This is a genomic window from Streptomyces beihaiensis (assembly GCF_026274175.1).
Classification (GTDB): Bacteria; Actinomycetota; Actinomycetes; order Streptomycetales; family Streptomycetaceae; genus Streptomyces; species Streptomyces beihaiensis.
Genome location: NZ_JAPHNL010000211.1, coordinates 39447 through 58604, shown reverse-complemented (window position 1 = coordinate 58604; position 19158 = coordinate 39447). Strand labels below are relative to the sequence as shown.

Below are 19158 nucleotides of genomic sequence, written 5' to 3'. Positions count from 1 at the left end.
CGCTTCGTCGGTGAGCTCGCTCAGCCGGCCCGTGTCGCCGGACATCATGACCGCGTAGTACCAGAGGCTGCCGGGCGCCGCCACCACGGAGCCGGGCCGCCTGCGCCTCATCGGGGCCGTACTGGCGCTGCTCGTCATGGCGTTCGGCACGGCGACGGCCTGGCAGACGGCGGACCGCTCGGCCGCCGCCGACGACGTGCTCCACACCAGCCAGCCGCTGAGCGCCGACGCCGCGGACATCTACCGCTCGCTCGCCGACGCCAACACGGCGGCGTCCAGCGGGTTCCTGGCGGGCGGCCAGGAACCGGCGAGCGTACGGGAGCGGTACGAGAAGGACATCCGCAGCGCCGCCGACAAGCTCGTCACCGCCGCGGCCGCCACCGACCCGGGCTCCGCGTCGGCGAGGACCATCGCGAAACTCAACACGCTGCTGCCCGAGTACAAGGGACTCGTCGAGCGCGCCCGCGCCAACAACCGGCAGGGCTATCCGCTGGGCGGCGCCTATCTGCGGTACGCCAACGAGAAGATGCAGACCGAGATGCTCCCGGCCGCCGAGCAGCTGTACACCACGGAGAACCAGCGACTGCGCGACGACTACGACGCGGCGACGCCCTACCCGTGGATCGCGCTCGGGCTCGGCGTCGTCGCCATCGCCGTCCTCGTCTGGGCCCAGCGGCGCACGTACCGCCGCACCAACCGCGTCTTCAACCAGGGCATGCTCGCCGCGACCGCCGCGTCGACCGTGGTGCTGCTGTGGCTCGCCGTGGGGCACACGGTGGCGCGCAGCGACCTGCACGCCTCGTACGACAACGGAGTACGGTCCCTGAACGTGCTGCACGACGCGAGCATCGCCGCCCTGAAGGCCCGGGGCAACGAGAACCTGACGCTGGTCAGCCGCGGCGCCGAGACCGTCACCGTGGACGGCGTGACCAAGGACGCGTTCGACGTGCGCTACCAGGAGCAGATCAACCAGCTGACCACCAAGTTGAGCACGGCCGAGCGCCTTGCCGACGACACGGCGGGCAAGCAGCCGGTCGACGCCGCGCGCGACGCCGTCCGGCAGTGGAACACGCGGCACAAGGCGGCACGCACGCGTGACGACGCGGGCGACTACCAGGGCGCGCTCGACAAGATCATCGGCCCGGCCGCCGACGCCCCGACCCGCGCGTCCTTCGACCAGGTCGACCGGAGCCTGGACCGCGCGCTCGCCCACGAGCAGCGGCAGTTCGCCGCGAAGGCGGGCGACGGACGGGACGCGATGGGCGGCCTCACCGCCGGTTCGGCGGTACTCGCGCTGCTCGGCGCGGCAGGCGCCGTGTCCGGCATCGGACGCAGGCTTTCGGAGTACCGATGAGAGCGATGAGACCGATGGAAGCGGTGAGGCCGGTGAGGCCGGTGAGGAGACGTTCGGCGGTGGACGAGCCAACCGCGCGACCGGCACGGCGTGCTCGCGGAGTGCGGCTGCGCGGCTGGGGCGGTGTCCTGGCGATGGCCCTCGCCTGCGCGCTGGCCACGACGCTCGTGCTGCTGCTTCCCCTCACGCTCCCCCAGCGCGGCGCCGGCGGCTCCGCGGAGCGCCCCGCCGCGGGCGCGAGCAGCACCGTGGCCCACGGCACGCAGGCCGAGGCGCAGGCGTGCGCGAGCGACGTGCCCGGCAAGGAGCCCGAGCGCAGCCTGAAACCGTCGGCCAGCGAGAGCGGCGCCGCCGTGCGGGCCATCAAGGACCGCGGCTACCTGTCGGTCGGCGTCGACCAGAACAGCTACGGCTGGGGCTACCGGGACCCCAACAACACGTCGAAGTCCAGCGAGCTGGAGGGCTTCGACATCGATCTCGCCCACGAGATCGCGGGCAAGATCCTCGGCGACCGCAACGCGATCCGCTTCCACGCCATACCCACCAACGAGCGCATTCCGGCGATCCAGCGCGGCGAGGTCGACATCGTGGTGCGCACCATGACGATCGACTGCGCTCGGCTGAAGGACGTGGCGTTCTCCACCGCGTACTTCCAGACCGGCCAGCAGGTGCTCGCACCGAAGGCGTCGACGATCACCGGGTACGACGACTCGCTCGCCGGGAAGCGGATCTGCAGCGCCAAGGGGTCCACGGCACTGGCGGCACTCAAGGACGACCACGCGAGCGGCAAGCTGCCCGCGAGCGCCGACATCTCCACGACGGTCCCCAACCAGCTGGACTGCCTGGTACGGCTGCAACTCGGCGAGGTCGACGCCGTGGTCACCGACGGCGCGCTCGCCGCGAGCCAGGCCGCGCAGGACCCGACGGTCGAGCTGAAGGGCAAGCCGTTCACCAAGGAGTTCTACGGTGTGGCCATGAAGAAGGGCGCGGACGACCTGGTGCGCCGGGTCAACCAGGTCCTGGAGGACTACCGCGGGGACGGCGGCTGGCAGAAGTCGTACGACAAGTGGCTCGAGCAGGACCTGGGTCCCTCGTCGGGGCCGCCCGCCCCGAAGTACAAGTAGCACGCACGCAAAGCGAGAGGTGATCGATGGGCGTCACGGGACCCTCCGGCCCGATGGCCGGATCTCCTGGTCCGGTGATGGACCAGGACGAGGTGGACCGTGCCCTGGCCCGGCTCGGCGCGGAGCACGAGGCGATCGAGACGTCGCTGCTCGCGCTCCAGGACCACGCGGGGCGCCGCCTGCTGGAGGGCGCCGAGCTGACCGGGACGACCCGCGAGCGCTGGGCGGCGGCCGAGCAGGAGATCACGCTGCTGTGGACGTACTTCGACGCGTTCGCCGGGGCGGTGCGCACCGCGCACGAGGTGCGCGCCCGGCACAAGTGGCCCCGCCAGGAGGACCTGGTGAGCCTGACGCGGCTGCTGCGCGGGGAGTCGGTGACCGTCGCGCCGGGACCGGCCGCGGCGCACGCGGGCGAGGGCAGGGCGCGCCTGTCCGAGCACTTCACGCTGGCGGCGATCGTGCAGCGGATGAACGACCTGTACGCGTCGTCGCTCGACATGATCGTGGCGGCCGACGCCGTGTGGTCGGCGCTGCCCGCCCGCATCGACCTGCTCTCCGCCGAACTGGCCCGCACCCGGCAGCTCGCCCACTCCGTGGGCGTACGATCCGGCGAGCACCCGGCCGGTGACGACCTGGAGCGCATCACCGACGCCCTGACCCGGCTGCGCGAGGAGGTCGTCTCGGACCCGCTCGCCCACTGGGTGCCCGCGGCCGGGAGTTCGGCGCCCGGCGGCGGCCGCCCGGACACGCGGGCCTACGACCGTCAGGCGCGCGCCCTGGAGGACGTACGGCGCGAGATCGAGGCCGTGCTGACGGTACGTCAGGACGCTGAGGCGCGCCTGGCCCGGCTGCGGGACGTGCTCTCGCGCGCCGACCGTACGCTCGCGGAGGCGCGGTCCGCGCGCGGCGAGGTGCTCGCGAAGATCGCCGGTTCGGACGTCCCCGCCGTGTCGGGCCCGCCGACGGCGTTGCAGGAACAGCTGGCGACGGCGGCCAAGTACCGCAGGAACGGCCAGTGGAACCGGCTCTCCCCGCTCCTGGAGTCGCTGGAGACCAAGGCGGAGGACGAACTGCTGCGCGCCCGCGAGTCGCTGACGGCCGTGACGGCGCCCCTGGCGGTCCGTGCGGAGCTGCGCGGGCGCCTGGACGCGTACAAGGCGAAGGTCGCGCAGCTCGGCTTCGCCGAGGACACACTGCTCATCGAACGGTACGACACGGCGCGCCGCATGCTGTGGAGCGCGCCCTGCGACCTGCGGGCAGCCGACGCGGCGGTGCGGCGCTACCAACAGGCGGCCGCTGACGTGCTGTCGGCGCAAGGCCGCGGGCAGGACCGCGGGCAGGACCGAAAGGGGGACGCACGACCGTGACCGATCCACAGGCGTGCACACGGCCCGGCTGTCCGGGCCGCTACGAGGACATGGGCGGCGAGCTGTACTGCACCACGTGCGGCCTCAAGGCGGCCGCCGCGACAGGGGCCGGGCCCGCACCCGGAGCCTGTCAGCGCCCCGGGTGCGCGGGGACGTACGAGGACGTGGGCGGCGGTGAGCTGTACTGCGGCGTGTGCGGACTCGCGCCCGTGGTGTCGCCGGGTGGTCTGGTGGAGTCCGTGCCCACCGGTGTCGCGGGCGGCGGTTCGTACGGGTCTCACGGATCGCGTGGTTCGCACGGATCTCGTGGTTCACACGGTTCGCGGACCGGCGGGGCGGGGTCGTCGCGTTCGTCACGCTCGTCGCAGTCGCGGCGGTCCGTGTCCGGGCGTCTGTCCGGGGCGTCGACGTCCCGGTCGGTGTCCGTGTCGGCGCGCAGCTCGGGCGCCTCGTCCGGCAGCGGCGGCCGGGCTCGGCTCGGCGCGGGCCTGGTCCTGGTCCCCGACGTGCCGCGGCCCGATCCGCGCTCGATGGTGCGGGAGAACCCGGAGGTCCCCGAGCGGAAGCGATTCTGCTCCCGCTCCGACTGCGGCGCCCCGGTGGGCCGTTCGCGCGGCGGGCGGCCCGGCCGGACGGAAGGGTTCTGCACCAAGTGCGGCCACCCGTACTCGTTCGTGCCCAAGCTCTCCCCCGGCGATGTCGTGCACGGCCAGTACGAGGTCGCCGGCTGCCTGGCCCACGGCGGACTCGGCTGGATCTACCTCGCCGTCGACCGGGCCGTCTCCGACCGCTGGGTGGTCCTCAAGGGCCTGCTCGACACCGGTGACCAGGACGCGATGGCGGCGGCGATCTCGGAGCGGCGCTTCCTCGCCGAGATCGAGCACTCCAACATCGTCCGCATCTACAACTTCGTCGAACACCTCGACCAGCGCACCGGCTCCATGGACGGCTACATCGTCATGGAGTACGTGGGCGGCAAGTCGCTCAAGGAGATAGCCAACGGGCGGCGCACGGTCGACGGTCGCCGGGACCCGCTGCCGGTGGAGCAGGCGTGCGCGTACGGCATCGAGGCGCTGGAGGCGCTGGCCCACCTGCACAGCCGCAATCTGCTCTACTGCGACTTCAAGGTCGACAACGCGATCCAGACCGAGAACCAGCTCAAGCTCATCGACATGGGCGCGGTCCGCAGGATGGACGACGACGAGAGCGCCATCTACGGCACGATCGGCTACCAGGCGCCCGAGGTCGGCGAGGTCGGCCCGTCCGTCGCCTCCGACCTGTACACCGTCGCGCGGACACTCGCCGTGCTCACCTTCGACTTCCAGGGCTACACGAACGTCTTCGTGGACTCCCTCCCCGACCCCGGCAACATCGAGGTCTTCCGCAGGTACGAGTCGTTCTACCGGCTGCTCGTGCGCGCCACCGACCCGGACCCGGCCCGCCGGTTCGCCTCCGCGCAGGAGATGGCCGAACAGCTGACGGGTGTGCTGCGCGAGGTGGTGGCGTTGCAGACGGCCCGGCCGCGGCCCGCCCTGTCGTCGCTGTTCGGGCCCGAGGTGCGAGTGACGGACACGGAGCTGTTCGGGCGCCTGGAGGGCGAGGTGTCGGTCCTCGGCGAACGGCGAATCCCGCAGCCCCGTCGCGTACGCAAGAAGGCGGGTTCCGGCCAGGCGGGTTCCGGACAGGGGGCATTCGCCGGGCGGGCGGCTACCGGCGGGCAGGCGGGCTCGGGACCGGCGGCATTCGGCGGACAGGGGGCTTTCGGCGGACAGGCCGCCGGCGGGCCGGTGCCCGCGCTGCCGCCCTCCCCGGCCTCGGGTGTGCGGCCGCTCGACCCGGTGGCGACGGCGCTCGCGCTGCCGGTGCCGCGCGTGGACCCGGGTGATCCGAACGCCGGGTTCCTCGCGGGTCTGGTGGCCTCGTCGTCGCCCGGCGAGCTGATCGCGGCGCTGCACGCGGCGCCGGTCAACTCGCTCGAACTGCGCCTCCGCGAGCTGCGGGCCCGCCTGGAGGCGGGTGAACTCGGCTCGGCGACACGCGCGTTGGCGGCACTGGAGGCCGACGACCCGGACGACTGGCGCGTGGTCTGGTACCGGGGCGTGGTGGCGCTCGCCACCGCCGACCACGCCGGGGCGGCGCTGTCGTTCGACGCCGTGTACGACGCGTTCCCCGGCGAGCCCGCCCCGAAGCTGGCGCTCGGCGTCTGCGCGGAGGTGCTCGGGCAGCTGGACAACGCGGCGGAGTACTACCGACTCGTCTGGTCGACCGATCCGAGCTTCGTCAGCGCGGCGTTCGGACTCGCACGGGTGCGGTTCGCGGCCGGGGACCGGGGCGGCGCGGTGCACGCTCTGGAGTCGGTGCCGGAGGCGTCGATCCACTTCACCGCGGCGCGGGTCGCGGCCGTACGGGCCCGGCTGCGCGGGCGGGTTGCGGGCGGCGGCGTACTCCACGGGGACCCGCTCCTGAACGATCTGACCGCGGCGGCGGGGCAGGTCGAGGCGCTGGGGGCGTTCGGCCTTGACGCGGTGCGCGGGGAGCAGTTGCGCACGGAGGTCCTCGGCACGGCGCTCGACTGGGTACTCTCCGGTAGGCAGGGTTCCGGTCAGCCGGTGGCCCCCGCCTCGACGGTGGTCCTCGGCAGCGCCTTGGACGAGCGCGGGCTCCGCCTCGGCCTGGAGCGCTCGCTGCGGACTCTGGCCAGACTCGCTCAGCGCGGCGAGGAGAGGATCGAGCTGGTGGAGCGGGCCAACCGCTACCGCCCCAGGACGTGGGTGTGAGTTGATGTCGCAGATGCACGATGAGGCGGCCAAGCCCGTGTGCCCGAGCTGCGAGGAGCCGCTCGAGGAGGGCGACCGCTTCTGCGGGGCGTGCGGGTACGACCTGTCGTCGGTCGTGGCGGCGCCGGGCGGCACCGCCGACGACCACCCGACCCTGGCCGTCGGCACCGAACCCGCGCCGGGCCCACCAGGAACACCGGATGCACCGGGCGCTCCGGGAACTCCGGGCACACCGAGTGCGTCGGCGGCGTCGGCACAGTGGCCCGCCGCACGGGAGCCCGACAGCGCGGACACGCCCGCGCCGGTCCATCTGCCCACCGACCTGCGGGGCCTGGACTCCAGCGACGTGGAGGCGGCCGGGGAGCCCGGGGGCGACGGCGGCGTGCCGGGGCCCGCCACCGTGCGGTTCGACGAGCCGGTACCGGGCGGGCAGCCCGCAGACGGCACCACAGCCGACAGGGACGCGTCCGACGTGGACGGGCCGGGCGCGGACGCGTCCGACGCGGACCGGCCGGGCGCGGACGCGTCCGACGCGGACCGGCCGGGCGCGATCGGGTCCGAAGCGGACGGATCGGGCGCGATCGGGTCCGACGCGGACGGATCGGGCGCGAACGGGCCGCGCGCGAACGAGTCAGGCGCAAACGGGCCGGGCGCGAACGAGTCCGACACGGACGGGCCGGGCACAAACGGGCCAGGCGCGAACGAGTCCGACACGGACGGGCCCGACACGGACGGTGACTTCACGCTGGCCGCGCCCGATCCGCGGACCGCCACGGCCGAGGAGCTGGGCGCGGCCACACCGCCGTCCGGCACCAAGGTGTGCGTGGCCTGCCGGGCGGGCCAGGTCGATCCCGACGGCTACTGCGAGAACTGCGGGCACGCCCAGCCTCGCGAACGCGACCACATGGAGCAGGAGTTGGGTGCGGTGGCGGCGGTCAGCGACCGCGGCCTGCGCCACCACCGCAACGAGGACGCGTTCGCCGTCTCCTCCGCCGCGCTGCCCGACGCCACCCCGGCCGTCGTCGCCGTGGTCTGCGACGGCGTGTCGTCCGCGACCCGCCCCGACGAGGCGTCGCTCACCGCGGCCCGCGCCGCCGACGAGTCGCTGCACGAGTCGCTGCCGCGCGGCACGCACCCGCAGCAGGCCATGCACGAGGCGATCGTCGCCGCCGCCGAGGCGGTCAACGCGCTGGCACGTGAACCGGAGCCCACGGCGTCCGGCCGCCGCGCCAACGAGAACTCCCCGGCCTGCACCATCGTCGCCTCCGTCGTCACCCGCGAACTGCTCGTCGTCGGCTGGGTCGGCGACTCACGCGCCTACTGGGTGCCCGACGACCGCGGCGCGCCCGCGGCCCGGCTCACCGAGGACGATTCGTGGGCCGCGCAGATGGTTGCGGCGGGCCTGATGAACGAGGAGCAGGCGTACGCGGACGAGCGGGCCCACGCGATCACGGGGTGGCTGGGCGCGGACGCGTACGAACTCGAACCGCACACCGCCTCGTTCAAGCCGGACCGGGCGGGCACCGTGGTGATCTGCACAGACGGGCTCTGGAACTACGCGGAGTCCGCCGAGCAGATGGCGCGGATCGTGCCGACGGACGCCGCCGGACGCCCGCTGCACGCCGCTCAGGTCCTGGTCGGGCACGCCCTGGACGGCGGGGGCCACGACAACGTAACAGTGGCGGTACTGCCGTTCCCGGTCACGCCGCGGGGGGCAGGATCGGCCTAGACCGGCCGATCGTCACGACAGCCGGCCGATCGTCACGACAAGCTGGTGCACAGGGGGGACTTGTCAGCATGGCCAATTTCGCGAAGCCGAACGTACCGAGCGGATCGAACGTATCGAGTGCCTCGAACGGATCGAGTGCATCGAACGGATCGAACGCTCCGCGGTTCTCCGTCGACGTCTACCAGAACGAGTTCCTGCCCGAGGGCGGCCGCGAGGTCAACGCCATCGTGACGGTGACCGCCACAGGTGGCGGCACACTCGGCGGCGCGGGCGGAGCAGGCGGCGCGGGCAACACGGGCAACCCGGAAGGCGCCGACGCCGCCGTCGCGCTGATGGTCGACTGCTCCGGCTCGATGGACTATCCGCCGACCAAGATGCGCGGAGCCCGTGAGGCGTCCGCCGCCGCGATCGACGCCCTGCGGGACGGCGTGCGCTTCGCGGTGATCGCGGGCACCCACGTCGCCGAGGAGATCTATCCGGGCGGCGGACGGCTAGCGCTCGCCGGCCCCGGCACCCGCGAGCAGGCCAAGCTCGCCCTGGGCAAGCTGTCCGCGGGCGGCGGCACGGCGATCGGCTCCTGGCTGCGCCTGGCCGACCGGCTCCTGTCGTCCGCCGAGGTGCCCGCGTCGGCCGTACGCCACGGCATCCTGCTCACCGACGGGCGCAACGAGCACGAGTCGCCGCAGGACCTGCGGGCGGCCCTCGACGCGTGTGCGGGCAGGTTCACGTGCGACGCACGCGGCGTCGGCACCGACTGGGAAGTGAAAGAGGTCACGGGCATCGCCTCCGCGCTGCTCGGCACCGCCGACATCGTCGCCGATCCGGCGCACCTGGCCGCCGACTTCACACAGATGATGGAGGCGGTGATGGGCAAGGAGATCGCGGACGTCAGCCTGCGCCTGTGGACGCCGCTCGGCTCGGAGATCAAGTTCGTCAAGCAAGTGGCGCCCACCGTCGAGGAGTTGACCGACCGGCGGACGGACGCGGGCCCGCGCGCCGGGGACTATCCGACCGGCTCCTGGGGCGACGAGTCCCGCGACTACCACGTGTGCGTACACGTACCGAACGCCGAGGTCGGCCAGGAGATGCTCGCCGCCCGCGCCTCCCTGGTGATCACACGGCCCGACGGCTCGGCGCAGACCCTCGCGCAGGGCCTGGTGCGCGCGGTGTGGACGGACGACATGGCGGCGTCCACGTCGATCGATCCGCAGGTCGCGCACTACACGGGCCAGGCCGAACTGGCCCAGGCCATCCGCCAGGGTCTCGATGCCCGCAAGGCGGGCGACGCGGACGGCGCGACGGCGAAACTGGGCCGGGCGGTGCAGCTGGCCGCGCTCTGCGGAAACGCGGATACGGCGAAACTGCTTTCGAAGGTGGTGGACGTGGTCGACGCGGCGGAAGGTACTGTTCGATTGAAGGCGAAGGTCGCGGAGGCCGACGAGATGACTCTCGAAACCCGGTCCACGAAGACCGTTCGCGTCAAGAACATCTAGAACATCTGGATCGTCTAGAACATCTGGATCGTCCAGAACCTCCAGACGATCCAGAACCTCCAGAACACGAAGAAGCAAGAGCAGCAAGAGAAGCAGTAGAAGGAGAGGGGGACGCGCCGACATGCCGACCTGCCCGAACGGACACCAGTCGGGTTCCGACGACTGGTGCGAGGTCTGCGGTCACCGCATGGCCGGTGCAGTGCCTCCGCCCCCGCCGCCGCCACCTGGCGCCGGTTACGGCTACCCGCAGCCGGCCGCGCCACAGGCGCCGCAGGGCGCGGGCGGCGCTCCCGAGCTGTGCCCGCAGTGCCGTACACCGCGTGAAGGCGGCGCGCCGTTCTGTGAGGAGTGCCGCTGGAACTTCCTCACGAACACGGCGACGTCGTACACGCCGCCCGCCCCCAATCCGCCGCTGCCCTCGCAGGACCGCCCCGGCGGTCCGCCCAGCGGGTTCACGCAGGCACCGCGGGGCGTCGACCCGGCCTCGTACCAGGGCTCGCGGCCCTCGCAGGTGAACCGGCCCGCCGAACCGATCCCGCCGAACCCGTTCGCCGGCGAGCCGCCGGGGCCGAGCGGCATGGGCGGGGGCGTCCCACAGGCCTTCCAGCAGCAGCCGGTGCGGCCGCCCGCGCCGCAGCCCCAGGCCCCTGCCCACCCGCAGGCTCCGGCCCAGCCCGGTCCGCCCATGCCTCCGCCGCCCGGCCCGCCCGCGCCGTCGTTCGGCGGTGGTGGCGGTGCCGGTACCGGCGGCGGTGGCGGTGACGGTGACGACTGGGTGCTGTCGCCGCCGTCCGCGCCCGCGGCCCCGCCGCCGTACGAGCAGCAGGGCCAGAGGCCCGGACAGCCCACGCCTCAGGGCCCGACGGGCTGGTCGGCGACGATCGGCCCCGACCGCGAGTACTTCATGGCGATGATGCAGCGCAGCGGCCCGGAGGCGTCGGGCCTGAACCTGCCCGCGTACTCGCCCGAGCAGCAGCGTCAGCTGACCGGCAACCAGGTCACGATCGGCCGCCGCCGCCACTCCACCGGCGACACACCGGACATCGATCTGTCGGTGCCGCCGGAGGACCCGGGCGTCTCGCACCAGCACGCGGTGCTCGTGCAGCAGCCGGACGGCACGTGGGCGGTCGTCGACCAGAACTCGACGAACGGCACGACCGTGAACGGCGGCGACGAGCCCATCCAGCCCTTCGTCCCGGTCCCCTTGCAGGACGGCGACCGGGTTCACGTCGGCGCCTGGACGACCATCACGATCCGACGCGGCTGAACGCTCCCCGACGGACGGGTGAGCCTCGCTCTACCCGTCCGTCAACTCCCACACGTACGGCCCCTCCGGGTCGTCGAGCCACGCCCACTCCCGGTCGCCGCGCACGGTCACGCCGAACCGCTCCCGCGCCGGGAACCGCTCGTGCTGCCACAGCGCGAGCGCCTCCCTCGGGTCGAGGCGGCCCGCCGTCAGGGAGAACAGGAAGCGGAACAGGTCGTCGCGGACGGCTCGGCGCGGCAGCGCGCCGGCGTGGGTCTCCAGCAGGTCGTCGTCGCTCACGCCGTCCCACGTCTCACCCCGCAGCGCCACGAAGTACGCCGGTGTACGCAGGAAGCGTCCCTCCGCGTTCGCCGCGTCCCGCACGGTCAGCGCGAGCAGCCCGGTCGACACCGGCGTCAGGATTCGCGCCCCCGGGCCACACTGCCCGAGCCACGCCACGGGCACCGAGCGCAGCGCGCACGTCGCGACGATCCGGTCGTAGGGCGCCCGCTCAGGGCAGCCGCGCGCCCCGTCGCCGGTGATCACTGCGGGCCGGTACCCGGCCGCGGCCAGGTGCGTGCGCGCCGACTCGGTGATCTCCGGGTCGAGGTCGACGGTGGTGACGTGATCCTCGCCGAGCCGGTGGCAGAGCAGCGCCGCGTTGTATCCGGTACCCGCGCCGATCTCCAGGACCCGGTCCCCGTCCCGTACGTCGAGGTCCACCAGCATCCGCGCCATCAGGGACGGCTGGCTGCTGGAGGTGACCAGCGTCCCGTCCCGTAGCCGGGTGGCCAGCGTCCGGTCCGCGTAGGCGCCGCGCGCCCACCGCTCGCGGTGCGCCCGGTCGGGGCGCTCTCCCCACATGCGTTCGCGGCCGGCGCGCGTGTCCAGGTAGTAGTAGGGCACGAAGCGGTGGCGCGGCACCCGCGCGAACGCCTCCCGCCAGACCGGGTCGGCGTCCCAGACGCCGGTCGCGCCGATCTCCCGCACCATCGCGGCACGGGCGCCTGCGGCGACCCGATCGAGCTCGTCGACGTCCTCCCAGGTGTCCTTCGAGGCGTCCTTCGAGATCTCCTTCGAGATCTCCTTCGAAGGATCCTCCTCCGTGTCTTCAGCGCCTTCCACATCAGCGCCGTTCGCGCGCTCTGTACCCATATGCCCACTGTGCTGCCGTACCGGGGAAAGGGCGAGCCCCCGTTCGAGCGCGTCTGAGAGCATGGAGGAGTGACTGAGACCCCGCGCGACACGCTTCAGGAGCTGACGTTCTACGAGCAGGTGGGTGGCGAGCAGACCTTCCGCCGCCTGGTACACCGCTTCTACGAGGGCGTCGCCCAGGACCCGCTGCTCCGCCCCATGTACCCGGAGGAGGACCTGGGCCCCGCCGAGGAGCGGCTCGCCCTGTTCCTGATGCAGTACTGGGGTGGCCCCCGCACGTACAGCGATCACCGCGGCCACCCACGCCTGCGCATGCGCCACGCCCCGTTCCAGGTGGACCGGGCCGCGCATGACGCGTGGCTGAAGCACATGCGGACCGCGGTCGACGAACTCGGCCTGCCCGAGGAGCACGAGCGGACCCTGTGGAACTACCTGACCTACGCGGCGGCGTCCATGGTGAACACGGCGGGCTGAGGCTGGGCCCGCCTCTTCTCTCCTGTCTCTCCTCTTCCGGAACCTTGATCCTCTCTGACACCATCCGTACGACGGTCGGGGGCTTACGGCGTACAGGGGAAGCGGGGGAGCTGCGGAATGTGGGGGTTCGTCCTGTGCCGTGTCCGGGCACATCGACTGCTCCTGACCGCCGCCGTACTCGCGGTGCTGCTGACCACGTCGGTCCTCTCGATGCTCAGCGCGTTCTCGGGCGCGATCGGGGACGCTTCGCTGCGCTCCGCGCTGCGCAGCCGGGAGACCGCGGCCACCGCCTTGACGGTGCGCGCGGACGTGGCCCCAGCCGACCGCAGGGCCGCCGTCGCCGCCGTCGACAGCGGCGCGCGGCACGTCTTCGAAGGGCTGCCCGTCCACCGCCAAGCCCTGATCACCTCCGGCCCGTACGCGCTGCCGCGTACACTGCGGCCGACGTCCGCCCGGACCGGAAAGCCCGACCTGACGACGCTCGCCTCGCTCGACCGCTCCGAGGTGAAGCTCACCTCCGGCCGCCTGCCCCGCGCAGGTACGGGACATGACACCGGCCACAGCGGGCACCGCGTGCTCGAGGCGGCCGTCCCCGAGTCCGCCGCACGGCAGTTGAGGCTGCGGCCCGGCGACCGGCTCACCCTCACCGACCGGCTCGGCGGCCCGAAGGTCACCGTCGAGCTGACCGGTGTCTACCGCCCGGCCCGCCCCGACTCCCCGTACTGGGCGCTCGACGCGCTCGGCGGCCGTGGCGTGCGCAAGCTGGTCTTCACGACATACGGTCCGCTCCTCGCCGCACCGTCCGTGCTCGCGAGCGGCGAGGTGAGCCAGGGGTCGTCGGCATGGCTGGTGCGGGCCGACTTCTCGGCCATGACGACCGGCCGGATCGACGCGCTGCGCCACGCCGCCCTCGCGGGCACCGCGCAACTGCGGCACAGCGCGGCACTCGCGGGAACGTCGGAGGTGCGCACCTCGCTGCCCGACGTCCTGGACCGGGCGCGGCGCGCGCTCCTCGTCTCGCGCTCGACGCTGCTGATCGTGGCGGTGCAGCTGGTGCTGCTCGCCGGGTACGCGCTGCTGCTCGTGGCACGCCTGCTGAGCGCCGAGCGAGAGGTCGAGAGCTGGACGTTGCGGGCGCGCGGCGGCTCGCGCGGGCGGTTGGCGGCGCTTGCGGCGGGCGAGGCACTGTTGCTCGCACTGCCCGCCGCCGTGTGCGCGCCACTGCTGGCCGGACCGCTGGCCCGGCTCGTCGCCGCGCACGGGGCGCTCGCGCGGATCGGCCTTCACCTGGACCCGGGGCTGAGCGGCTCGGTGTGGCTGGTGGGTGTGGCCGTGGCGGTGGGGTGCGCGCTCGCGGTGACGGTTCCCGCGCTGTCCGCGCAGGGGCCACCGCGCGATCGTGTGCGGGCGCTGCCCGCGCCGGTGCGGGCCGGGGCGGACGTGGGGCTGCTCGTCGTCGCCGGTGTCGCCTACTGGCAGTTGGACCGGCAGACCTCCGGTTCGGGCGGCTCGGGCGGTTCAGGTGGTTCGGGCGGCTCCGGTGTGCTCAGCGGCGACACGGCCGGCGCGCTCGGCGTCGACCCCCTCCTGGTGGTGGCCCCGGCGCTCGCACTGCTCGCGGGCACCGTGCTGACGCTGCGGCTGCTGCCACCGGTGGCGCGGCTCGCGGAGCGGCGCGCGGCGAGCGGCCGCGGGCTGCCCATGGCGCTCGCCGGCTGGCAGTTCAGCCGTCGGCCGATGCGCGGCGCGGGCCCTGTGCTCCTGCTGGTGCTCTCCGTGGCGATGGGCATGCTGGCGATCGGGCAGGGCGCCTCGTGGGGCCGTTCCCAGGCGGACCAGGCGAACTTCCGGGCGGGCGCGCCGGTGCGGGTGGTCGACGCGGAACCGGGCATGCGCCAGGCCGCCGCGTACGCGTCGACGCCGGGTGTGCGGGACGCCGCGCCCGGCCACCGGGTCAGCGTGGCGATGAGCCAGGGCCGCACGGCGACGCTCCTCGCGCTGGACACCGCCCACCTGCGCGACGGCCTGCTGCTCCGGGGCGACCTGGCGGGCACCTCGCCGCGCGCGCTGCTCGCTCCGCTCGGGGCGCGGGCACGGACGAGCGCGGGGATCCGGCTGCCGTCGGCCACCGCGCACGTACGACTCACCCTCTCCGCGGGCGATGTGGCGGACTCCGGCGCGGACGCCCGAGCGGACTCCGGCTCCTACTCGCGGGGCGCGGGGGCCGCCACGACGTCGGTCTCCGTCACCGTGGAGGACCGCTACGGAACCCCGTACCGCACGCGGCTCGGCGACCTTCCGGTGGACGGGCGCGCGCACCGGCTGACGCTCGACCTGGGGCGGGCGGCGGATCCGCTGACACTGACCGGGATCGGCTTCGACACGCCGGTGCCGGTCGGCAGGAGCGCCCGGCAGCGCCTGTCCCTGGAGCGGGTCACCGCCGTCGGACAGGGCGGGGAACGAAAGGAGTTGAGCGTCGGCGCGGCCCGCTGGACCGCCTCGCTGTCCGACCGCGACAGCACCGCCCCCGAGGACGGTGCGGGCGGCACAGGGGGCGGCGCAGGAGGCGGCACCGAGGGCGGTGCGACCGAGCCGAAGCTCGACGGCTCCTCCCGCACCGGCGGAGTCTCCCTGGTGTACCGGACCGGACACGTCTCTCGGTACGACCTGTCCGACCAGCGCAACGCGCCGACCGTCGCCGTCCGGCTCACCGCGGCCCGCCCGAAGGTCACCCGGGTCGCGGGTGTGGCGACCGACCGCTACCTGAAGTCGTCCGGCGCGCATCTCGGACAGACCGTGGACCTGGACGTGGGTGGGGCGACCGTGAAGGTACGGATCGTGGCGAGCGTGCGGGCGCTGCCGACGACGGGACCGGCCGGCAGCGGCGCGGCAGCGGACGGCTCCGTGGCCGGGGGCGGTGCGTCCGTGTACGACGGGGCGAAGGACGGGGGCGCGCTCCTGGTCGACCTGCGCGCCCTCGACCGGGCCCTGGCCGACGTCGACGCCGACACCGTCACCCCGGACGAGTGGTGGCTGTCCACCGCGCCGGGGGACGAAGCGCGCGCCGCGGCCGCGTTGCGGGCCCGGCCCGACATCGACCCCTCGCAGGTCGTGGTGGCTTCGGAGATCGCCCGGCGACTGCGCGACGATCCGCTGGGCGCCGGCCCGCAGTCCGCGCTCGTCGCGACGGCCCTCGCGGCGGCGCTGCTCGCCGCGGTCGGGTTCGCGGTGAACTCGGCCGGTTCGCTGCGTGAGCGCTCGACGGAGTTCGCGATCCTCGGCGCGCTGGGAGCGTCGCGGCGCGGCCTGGCCCGGCTCGTCGCGGTCGAGCAGGGCGTCCTGGTGGCGGTCGCCCTGCTGGTCGGCTCGGTGTTGGGGGTGGTGCTGACCCGGGCGGTGGTGCCGTTGATCGTGCTGACCGGCCAGGCGACACGACCGGTGCCGGACGTGCTCGTACGGCTGCCGCTGTTCCAAGTGGCGCTGCTGATCGGCGGTGTGGCGCTGAGTCCCGTACTGATCACGGCGGTTCTGGCGCTGCGCAGGCCGGCGCGGGCCGCGGACGCGCTGCGCGTGCGGGGAGGTGCGTGACATGGCGGGGCGGGGTTCGGCGGGCGCCGTGGCGCCGTGGGTGCGCACCCGGCTGCGGACGGCGCCCGGCGCGGCCTGTGTGCTCGCACTGCTCGTGCTGCTCACGTCGTGGCCCGCCGCGGCGTTCCCGCGCGCCGTCGACCGGTACGAGAGCAGGGCCCTGCGCCAGACCGTCGCCGACACCCCGCCGCGGCTGCGGAAACTGGACGTGACGGCGGCCGACGCCGTTCTCGAACTGCCCCCGCGGGAAGAGGCGAGGCTCCTCTCCCCCACGGCGACCCGCCGGGCGTACCGCCGGATCATCGCGTCGCTGCGCAAGCCCTACACGACCGACCCGCGCGAGTCGTCGTACGGGGTGCGCTCGGCACATCCGATGGTCGCCGCGGAGACGTGGCTGCCGCGCCCGTACGGGCTGCCCGCCCAGTTCACGCTCGACGCGCGCGCCGGGCTCGGCGGGCACGCGAAGGTCACCGCCGGACGGCTGCCGTCTGCGACAGCCGCCGCCTCATCCACCACGTCCACCTCATCCGCCACGTCAACCTCGTCCGCCACGTCCGCGACTTCGCTGCAGGCCGCCGTCAGTACGGAGACCGCGCGTCGGCTGCACCTCCGGCCGGGGTCGGTGCTGCACCTGACGAACAGCGACGCCTCCGGCCCGCCGACGACCGTCCGCGTCACGGGAGTCGTGGCCCCGGCCAACCCCTCCGGTGACTACTGGTCGGCGGACTCCCTCCTACGCAGTCCGCAACTGCGCAACGTGCAGTCGCCGTTCACGAACCCGCCGAAGTTCTGGGTCGCCTCGCTCATCGTCCCGACGGGCTCCGCGCCCGCCCTGATGGACACGTCGGGCGGGACCCAACGGTACTGGCAGCTCGCTCCAGACGTCTCCGCGCTCTCCGCGGGCGGTCTGCCGGGGCTGAAGGCGGCGCTCGCCGACACCACGGACGGTCCCGGCCTGCCCGCGATCCGTACGGCGACGGGCAGCGAGTCGACAAGTGTCACCACCTCCCTCACCGACGTCATCTCCCGCTACGAGGCACTGCGTTCCGGCATCACACCGGTGGTGGCCGTCGCCGCGTACGGCACCGGAGCCGTGGGGTGCGTGGTCCTGCTGATGGCGGGCGGCCTGGCCGCGGACCGCCGCCGCGGCGAACTCGCCCTGCTGCGCTCGCGCGGCGCGTCGCTGCGCGGCATCGGGGCGCGGCTGTTCGCCGAGTCGGCGGTGGTATCCGTGTCCGCGGGCATGCTCGGCCTGCTGCTCGCGGTGCTGACGGTGCCGTACGGACCGTGGGCCCCGTCCGCGGTCGCCGCGGGCACAGCGGTGCTGGTGGCGAGCACGGCGCTGCCGGTCCGCGCGATGCTCGCCCATCGCCGTACGAGCCTCCCTCCGACCCGCGACGACGTGGCCACGTCCCGCCCGTCGGCCCGCCGCACCGTCGCCGAACTGACCGTGCTCGTCCTGGCGGCCGGGGCCGTGGTGGCGTTGCGCCGTCGCGGCGCGACGGACGGCGGTGACGGCTTGGTGTCTCTCTCGCCGGTGCTCGTGGGCGTGGTGGCGGCGTTCGTCCTCGCACGCGTCCACCCCCTGCCGCTGCGCCGCCTGATGCGGCCGACGGGGCGTCTGCGTGGTGCCGTGGGCCATCTCGCGCTGGCCCGTGCGGCGCGCGCGAGGGCAGGTGCGGGCACGGCTGTGCTGCCGCTCCTCGCCCTGCTCACGGCGCTGACGACAGCGGCGTTCGGCGGCTCGGTCCTGGCCGGCGTCAACGCCGCCCGAGACCGCGCGGCGTTGACCGCGGTCGGCGCGGACGCCCGGGTGGACGCCTCCGGCCCACTGTCCGCGCGGACCATCGACCGCGTTCGCGCGGTGCCCGGCGTCCGGTCCCTCACTACGGCCGCGGTCCACTACGACGCGCGGACCCACGGCGGCACTCACCGGTTCCCCTTGGCCGCGGTCGATCCGGCCGCTTACGCGGCGCTGTCCCGCCGCACCGGCCTCGGCCCGTTCGACGCGGGTCAGTTGCGGTCGACGGGGGCTGAGAAGGCCGGGGCGGCAAAGGCGGCCGGCGGGCACGCACCGGCTACCGGCGGCGCCCTGCCCGCAGTGGTCTCGCCGTCCGTGGCACGGCGGTTCAGCCACGGCGATCTCGATCTGTGGGTCGAGGGCAGGCACGTCTCGCTGCGGCTCGCCGCCGTGCGGGCCGCCACACCCGCCCTCCCGGACGACTTCCTGGTCGTGGACGCCCACGCGCTCGCTCGCGCGATCGGCGCCGCCGCGGTCCGGCCGACCAGCCTGCTGCTCACGGGCGACCACGTCGACGCGGCGGCGCTGCGGGAGGCGGCCGGGTCCGGTGTCACGGTGCGGCTGCGCGCCGTCGAACGGGCCCGCTATGCCGACTCGCCGCTGCAGACCGGCGCCACCGGTGTCTACGTCGCGGCGGTCGCCGCGGGCGCGGGCTACGCCGTCCTCGCACTGCTGCTCGCCCTGGCCCGCGCCACCCCTGAGCGGCTCTCGCTGCTGGCGCGGCTGCGCACCATGGGGCTCACCCGGCGGCAGGCGCGCCGCCTGCTGGTCCTCGAAGCGCTCCCCCAGGCGCTGCTCGCGGCGGGGGGCGGGGCGTTGACCGGGTGGGCGGCGGTCCGACTCCTCGCGCCCGGCCTCGACCTGACCGGTCTGGCTCTGGCGGACGCGGCGACGGACGCCGCGGCCACACACCTGCGCACGGACCCGCTGTCCCTGGCGCTGCCCGCGGCGGGCGTGCTGATACTGGCGACGGGTGTCGCGGCGGCACAGGCATGGTGGGCCGGACGGCGCAGTGCCGTACGGGAGTTGCGGGCGGGCGAGGCGCCGTGA

At 74.2% G+C, this 19158-nt stretch carries 11 protein-coding genes; 10 read left to right on the top strand and 1 reads right to left on the bottom strand.

Features of this window, described 5'->3' with window-relative positions; genetic code table 11:
• Nucleotides 1-67 precede the first annotated feature (67 nt).
• From OFY01_RS17410 to OFY01_RS17380, 7 genes are all read left to right on the top strand, one after another.
• A complete protein-coding gene (locus OFY01_RS17410) occupies nucleotides 68-1354 on the top strand; it encodes a hypothetical protein (RefSeq protein WP_266600928.1) in 1287 nt (428 codons plus the stop codon).
• 134 nt (nucleotides 1355-1488) lie between these two features.
• The gene (locus OFY01_RS17405) at nucleotides 1489-2478 is read left to right on the top strand and encodes a glutamate ABC transporter substrate-binding protein (RefSeq protein ID WP_266600926.1); all 990 of its coding nucleotides are present in this window, start codon (nucleotides 1489-1491) and stop codon (nucleotides 2476-2478) included.
• A gap of 26 nt (nucleotides 2479-2504) precedes the next feature.
• Complete coding sequence (locus tag OFY01_RS17400; protein WP_266600918.1) at nucleotides 2505-3845, top strand: hypothetical protein; 1341 nt, start codon at nucleotides 2505-2507, stop codon at nucleotides 3843-3845.
• Between the two features lie 50 nt (nucleotides 3846-3895).
• Complete coding sequence (locus OFY01_RS17395; RefSeq protein ID WP_407700366.1) at nucleotides 3896-6622, top strand: serine/threonine-protein kinase; 2727 nt, start codon at nucleotides 3896-3898, stop codon at nucleotides 6620-6622.
• 4 nt (nucleotides 6623-6626) lie between these two features.
• Nucleotides 6627-8351 carry a protein phosphatase 2C domain-containing protein gene (locus tag OFY01_RS17390; protein WP_266600914.1) on the top strand — a complete coding sequence of 575 codons (1725 nt, stop codon included), beginning with the start codon at nucleotides 6627-6629 and terminating at the stop codon, nucleotides 8349-8351.
• A 68-nt stretch (nucleotides 8352-8419) separates the two neighbouring features.
• Nucleotides 8420-9844 carry a vWA domain-containing protein gene (locus tag OFY01_RS17385; RefSeq protein WP_266600912.1) on the top strand — a complete coding sequence of 475 codons (1425 nt, stop codon included), beginning with the start codon at nucleotides 8420-8422 and terminating at the stop codon, nucleotides 9842-9844.
• Between the two features lie 121 nt (nucleotides 9845-9965).
• The gene (locus tag OFY01_RS17380; RefSeq protein WP_266600910.1) at nucleotides 9966-11111 is read left to right on the top strand and encodes an FHA domain-containing protein; all 1146 of its coding nucleotides are present in this window, start codon (nucleotides 9966-9968) and stop codon (nucleotides 11109-11111) included.
• Between the two features lie 30 nt (nucleotides 11112-11141).
• On the opposite strand, the gene OFY01_RS17375 is transcribed toward OFY01_RS17380, so the two are convergent.
• Nucleotides 11142-12083: a methyltransferase domain-containing protein gene (locus OFY01_RS17375; RefSeq protein WP_266600924.1), complete on the bottom strand. Its 942-nt coding sequence runs from the start codon at nucleotides 12081-12083 to the stop codon at nucleotides 11142-11144.
• 231 nt (nucleotides 12084-12314) lie between these two features.
• Between OFY01_RS17375 and OFY01_RS17370 the strand changes: the two genes are divergently transcribed.
• The 3 genes from OFY01_RS17370 to OFY01_RS17360 all read left to right on the top strand — a co-directional run bounded on the left by OFY01_RS17370 (nucleotide 12315) and on the right by OFY01_RS17360 (nucleotide 19158).
• A complete protein-coding gene (locus tag OFY01_RS17370; RefSeq protein WP_266600908.1) occupies nucleotides 12315-12719 on the top strand; it encodes a globin in 405 nt (134 codons plus the stop codon).
• A 117-nt stretch (nucleotides 12720-12836) separates the two neighbouring features.
• A complete protein-coding gene (locus OFY01_RS17365; RefSeq protein WP_266600906.1) occupies nucleotides 12837-16307 on the top strand; it encodes an ABC transporter permease in 3471 nt (1156 codons plus the stop codon).
• Nucleotide 16308: 1 nt separating this feature from the next.
• Nucleotides 16309-19158: an FtsX-like permease family protein gene (locus tag OFY01_RS17360; protein WP_266600904.1), complete on the top strand. Its 2850-nt coding sequence runs from the start codon at nucleotides 16309-16311 to the stop codon at nucleotides 19156-19158.

What these genes read in the sequence shown, in the direction of transcription:
- OFY01_RS17405 (WP_266600926.1), top strand. Translation starts at nt 1,489, where the DNA reads ATGGCCCTCGCCTGCGCGCTGGCCACGACGCTCGTGCTGCTGCTTCCC.
- OFY01_RS17400 (WP_266600918.1), top strand. Translation starts at nt 2,505, where the DNA reads ATGGGCGTCACGGGACCCTCCGGCCCGATGGCCGGATCTCCTGGTCCG.
- OFY01_RS17395 (WP_407700366.1), top strand. Translation starts at nt 3,896, where the DNA reads ATGGGCGGCGAGCTGTACTGCACCACGTGCGGCCTCAAGGCGGCCGCC.
- OFY01_RS17390 (WP_266600914.1), top strand. Translation starts at nt 6,627, where the DNA reads ATGTCGCAGATGCACGATGAGGCGGCCAAGCCCGTGTGCCCGAGCTGC.
- OFY01_RS17385 (WP_266600912.1), top strand. Translation starts at nt 8,420, where the DNA reads ATGGCCAATTTCGCGAAGCCGAACGTACCGAGCGGATCGAACGTATCG.
- OFY01_RS17380 (WP_266600910.1), top strand. Translation starts at nt 9,966, where the DNA reads ATGCCGACCTGCCCGAACGGACACCAGTCGGGTTCCGACGACTGGTGC.
- OFY01_RS17375 (WP_266600924.1), bottom strand. Translation starts at nt 12,083, where the DNA reads ATGGTGCGGGAGATCGGCGCGACCGGCGTCTGGGACGCCGACCCGGTC.
- OFY01_RS17365 (WP_266600906.1), top strand. Translation starts at nt 12,837, where the DNA reads ATGTGGGGGTTCGTCCTGTGCCGTGTCCGGGCACATCGACTGCTCCTG.
- OFY01_RS17360 (WP_266600904.1), top strand. Translation starts at nt 16,309, where the DNA reads ATGGCGGGGCGGGGTTCGGCGGGCGCCGTGGCGCCGTGGGTGCGCACC.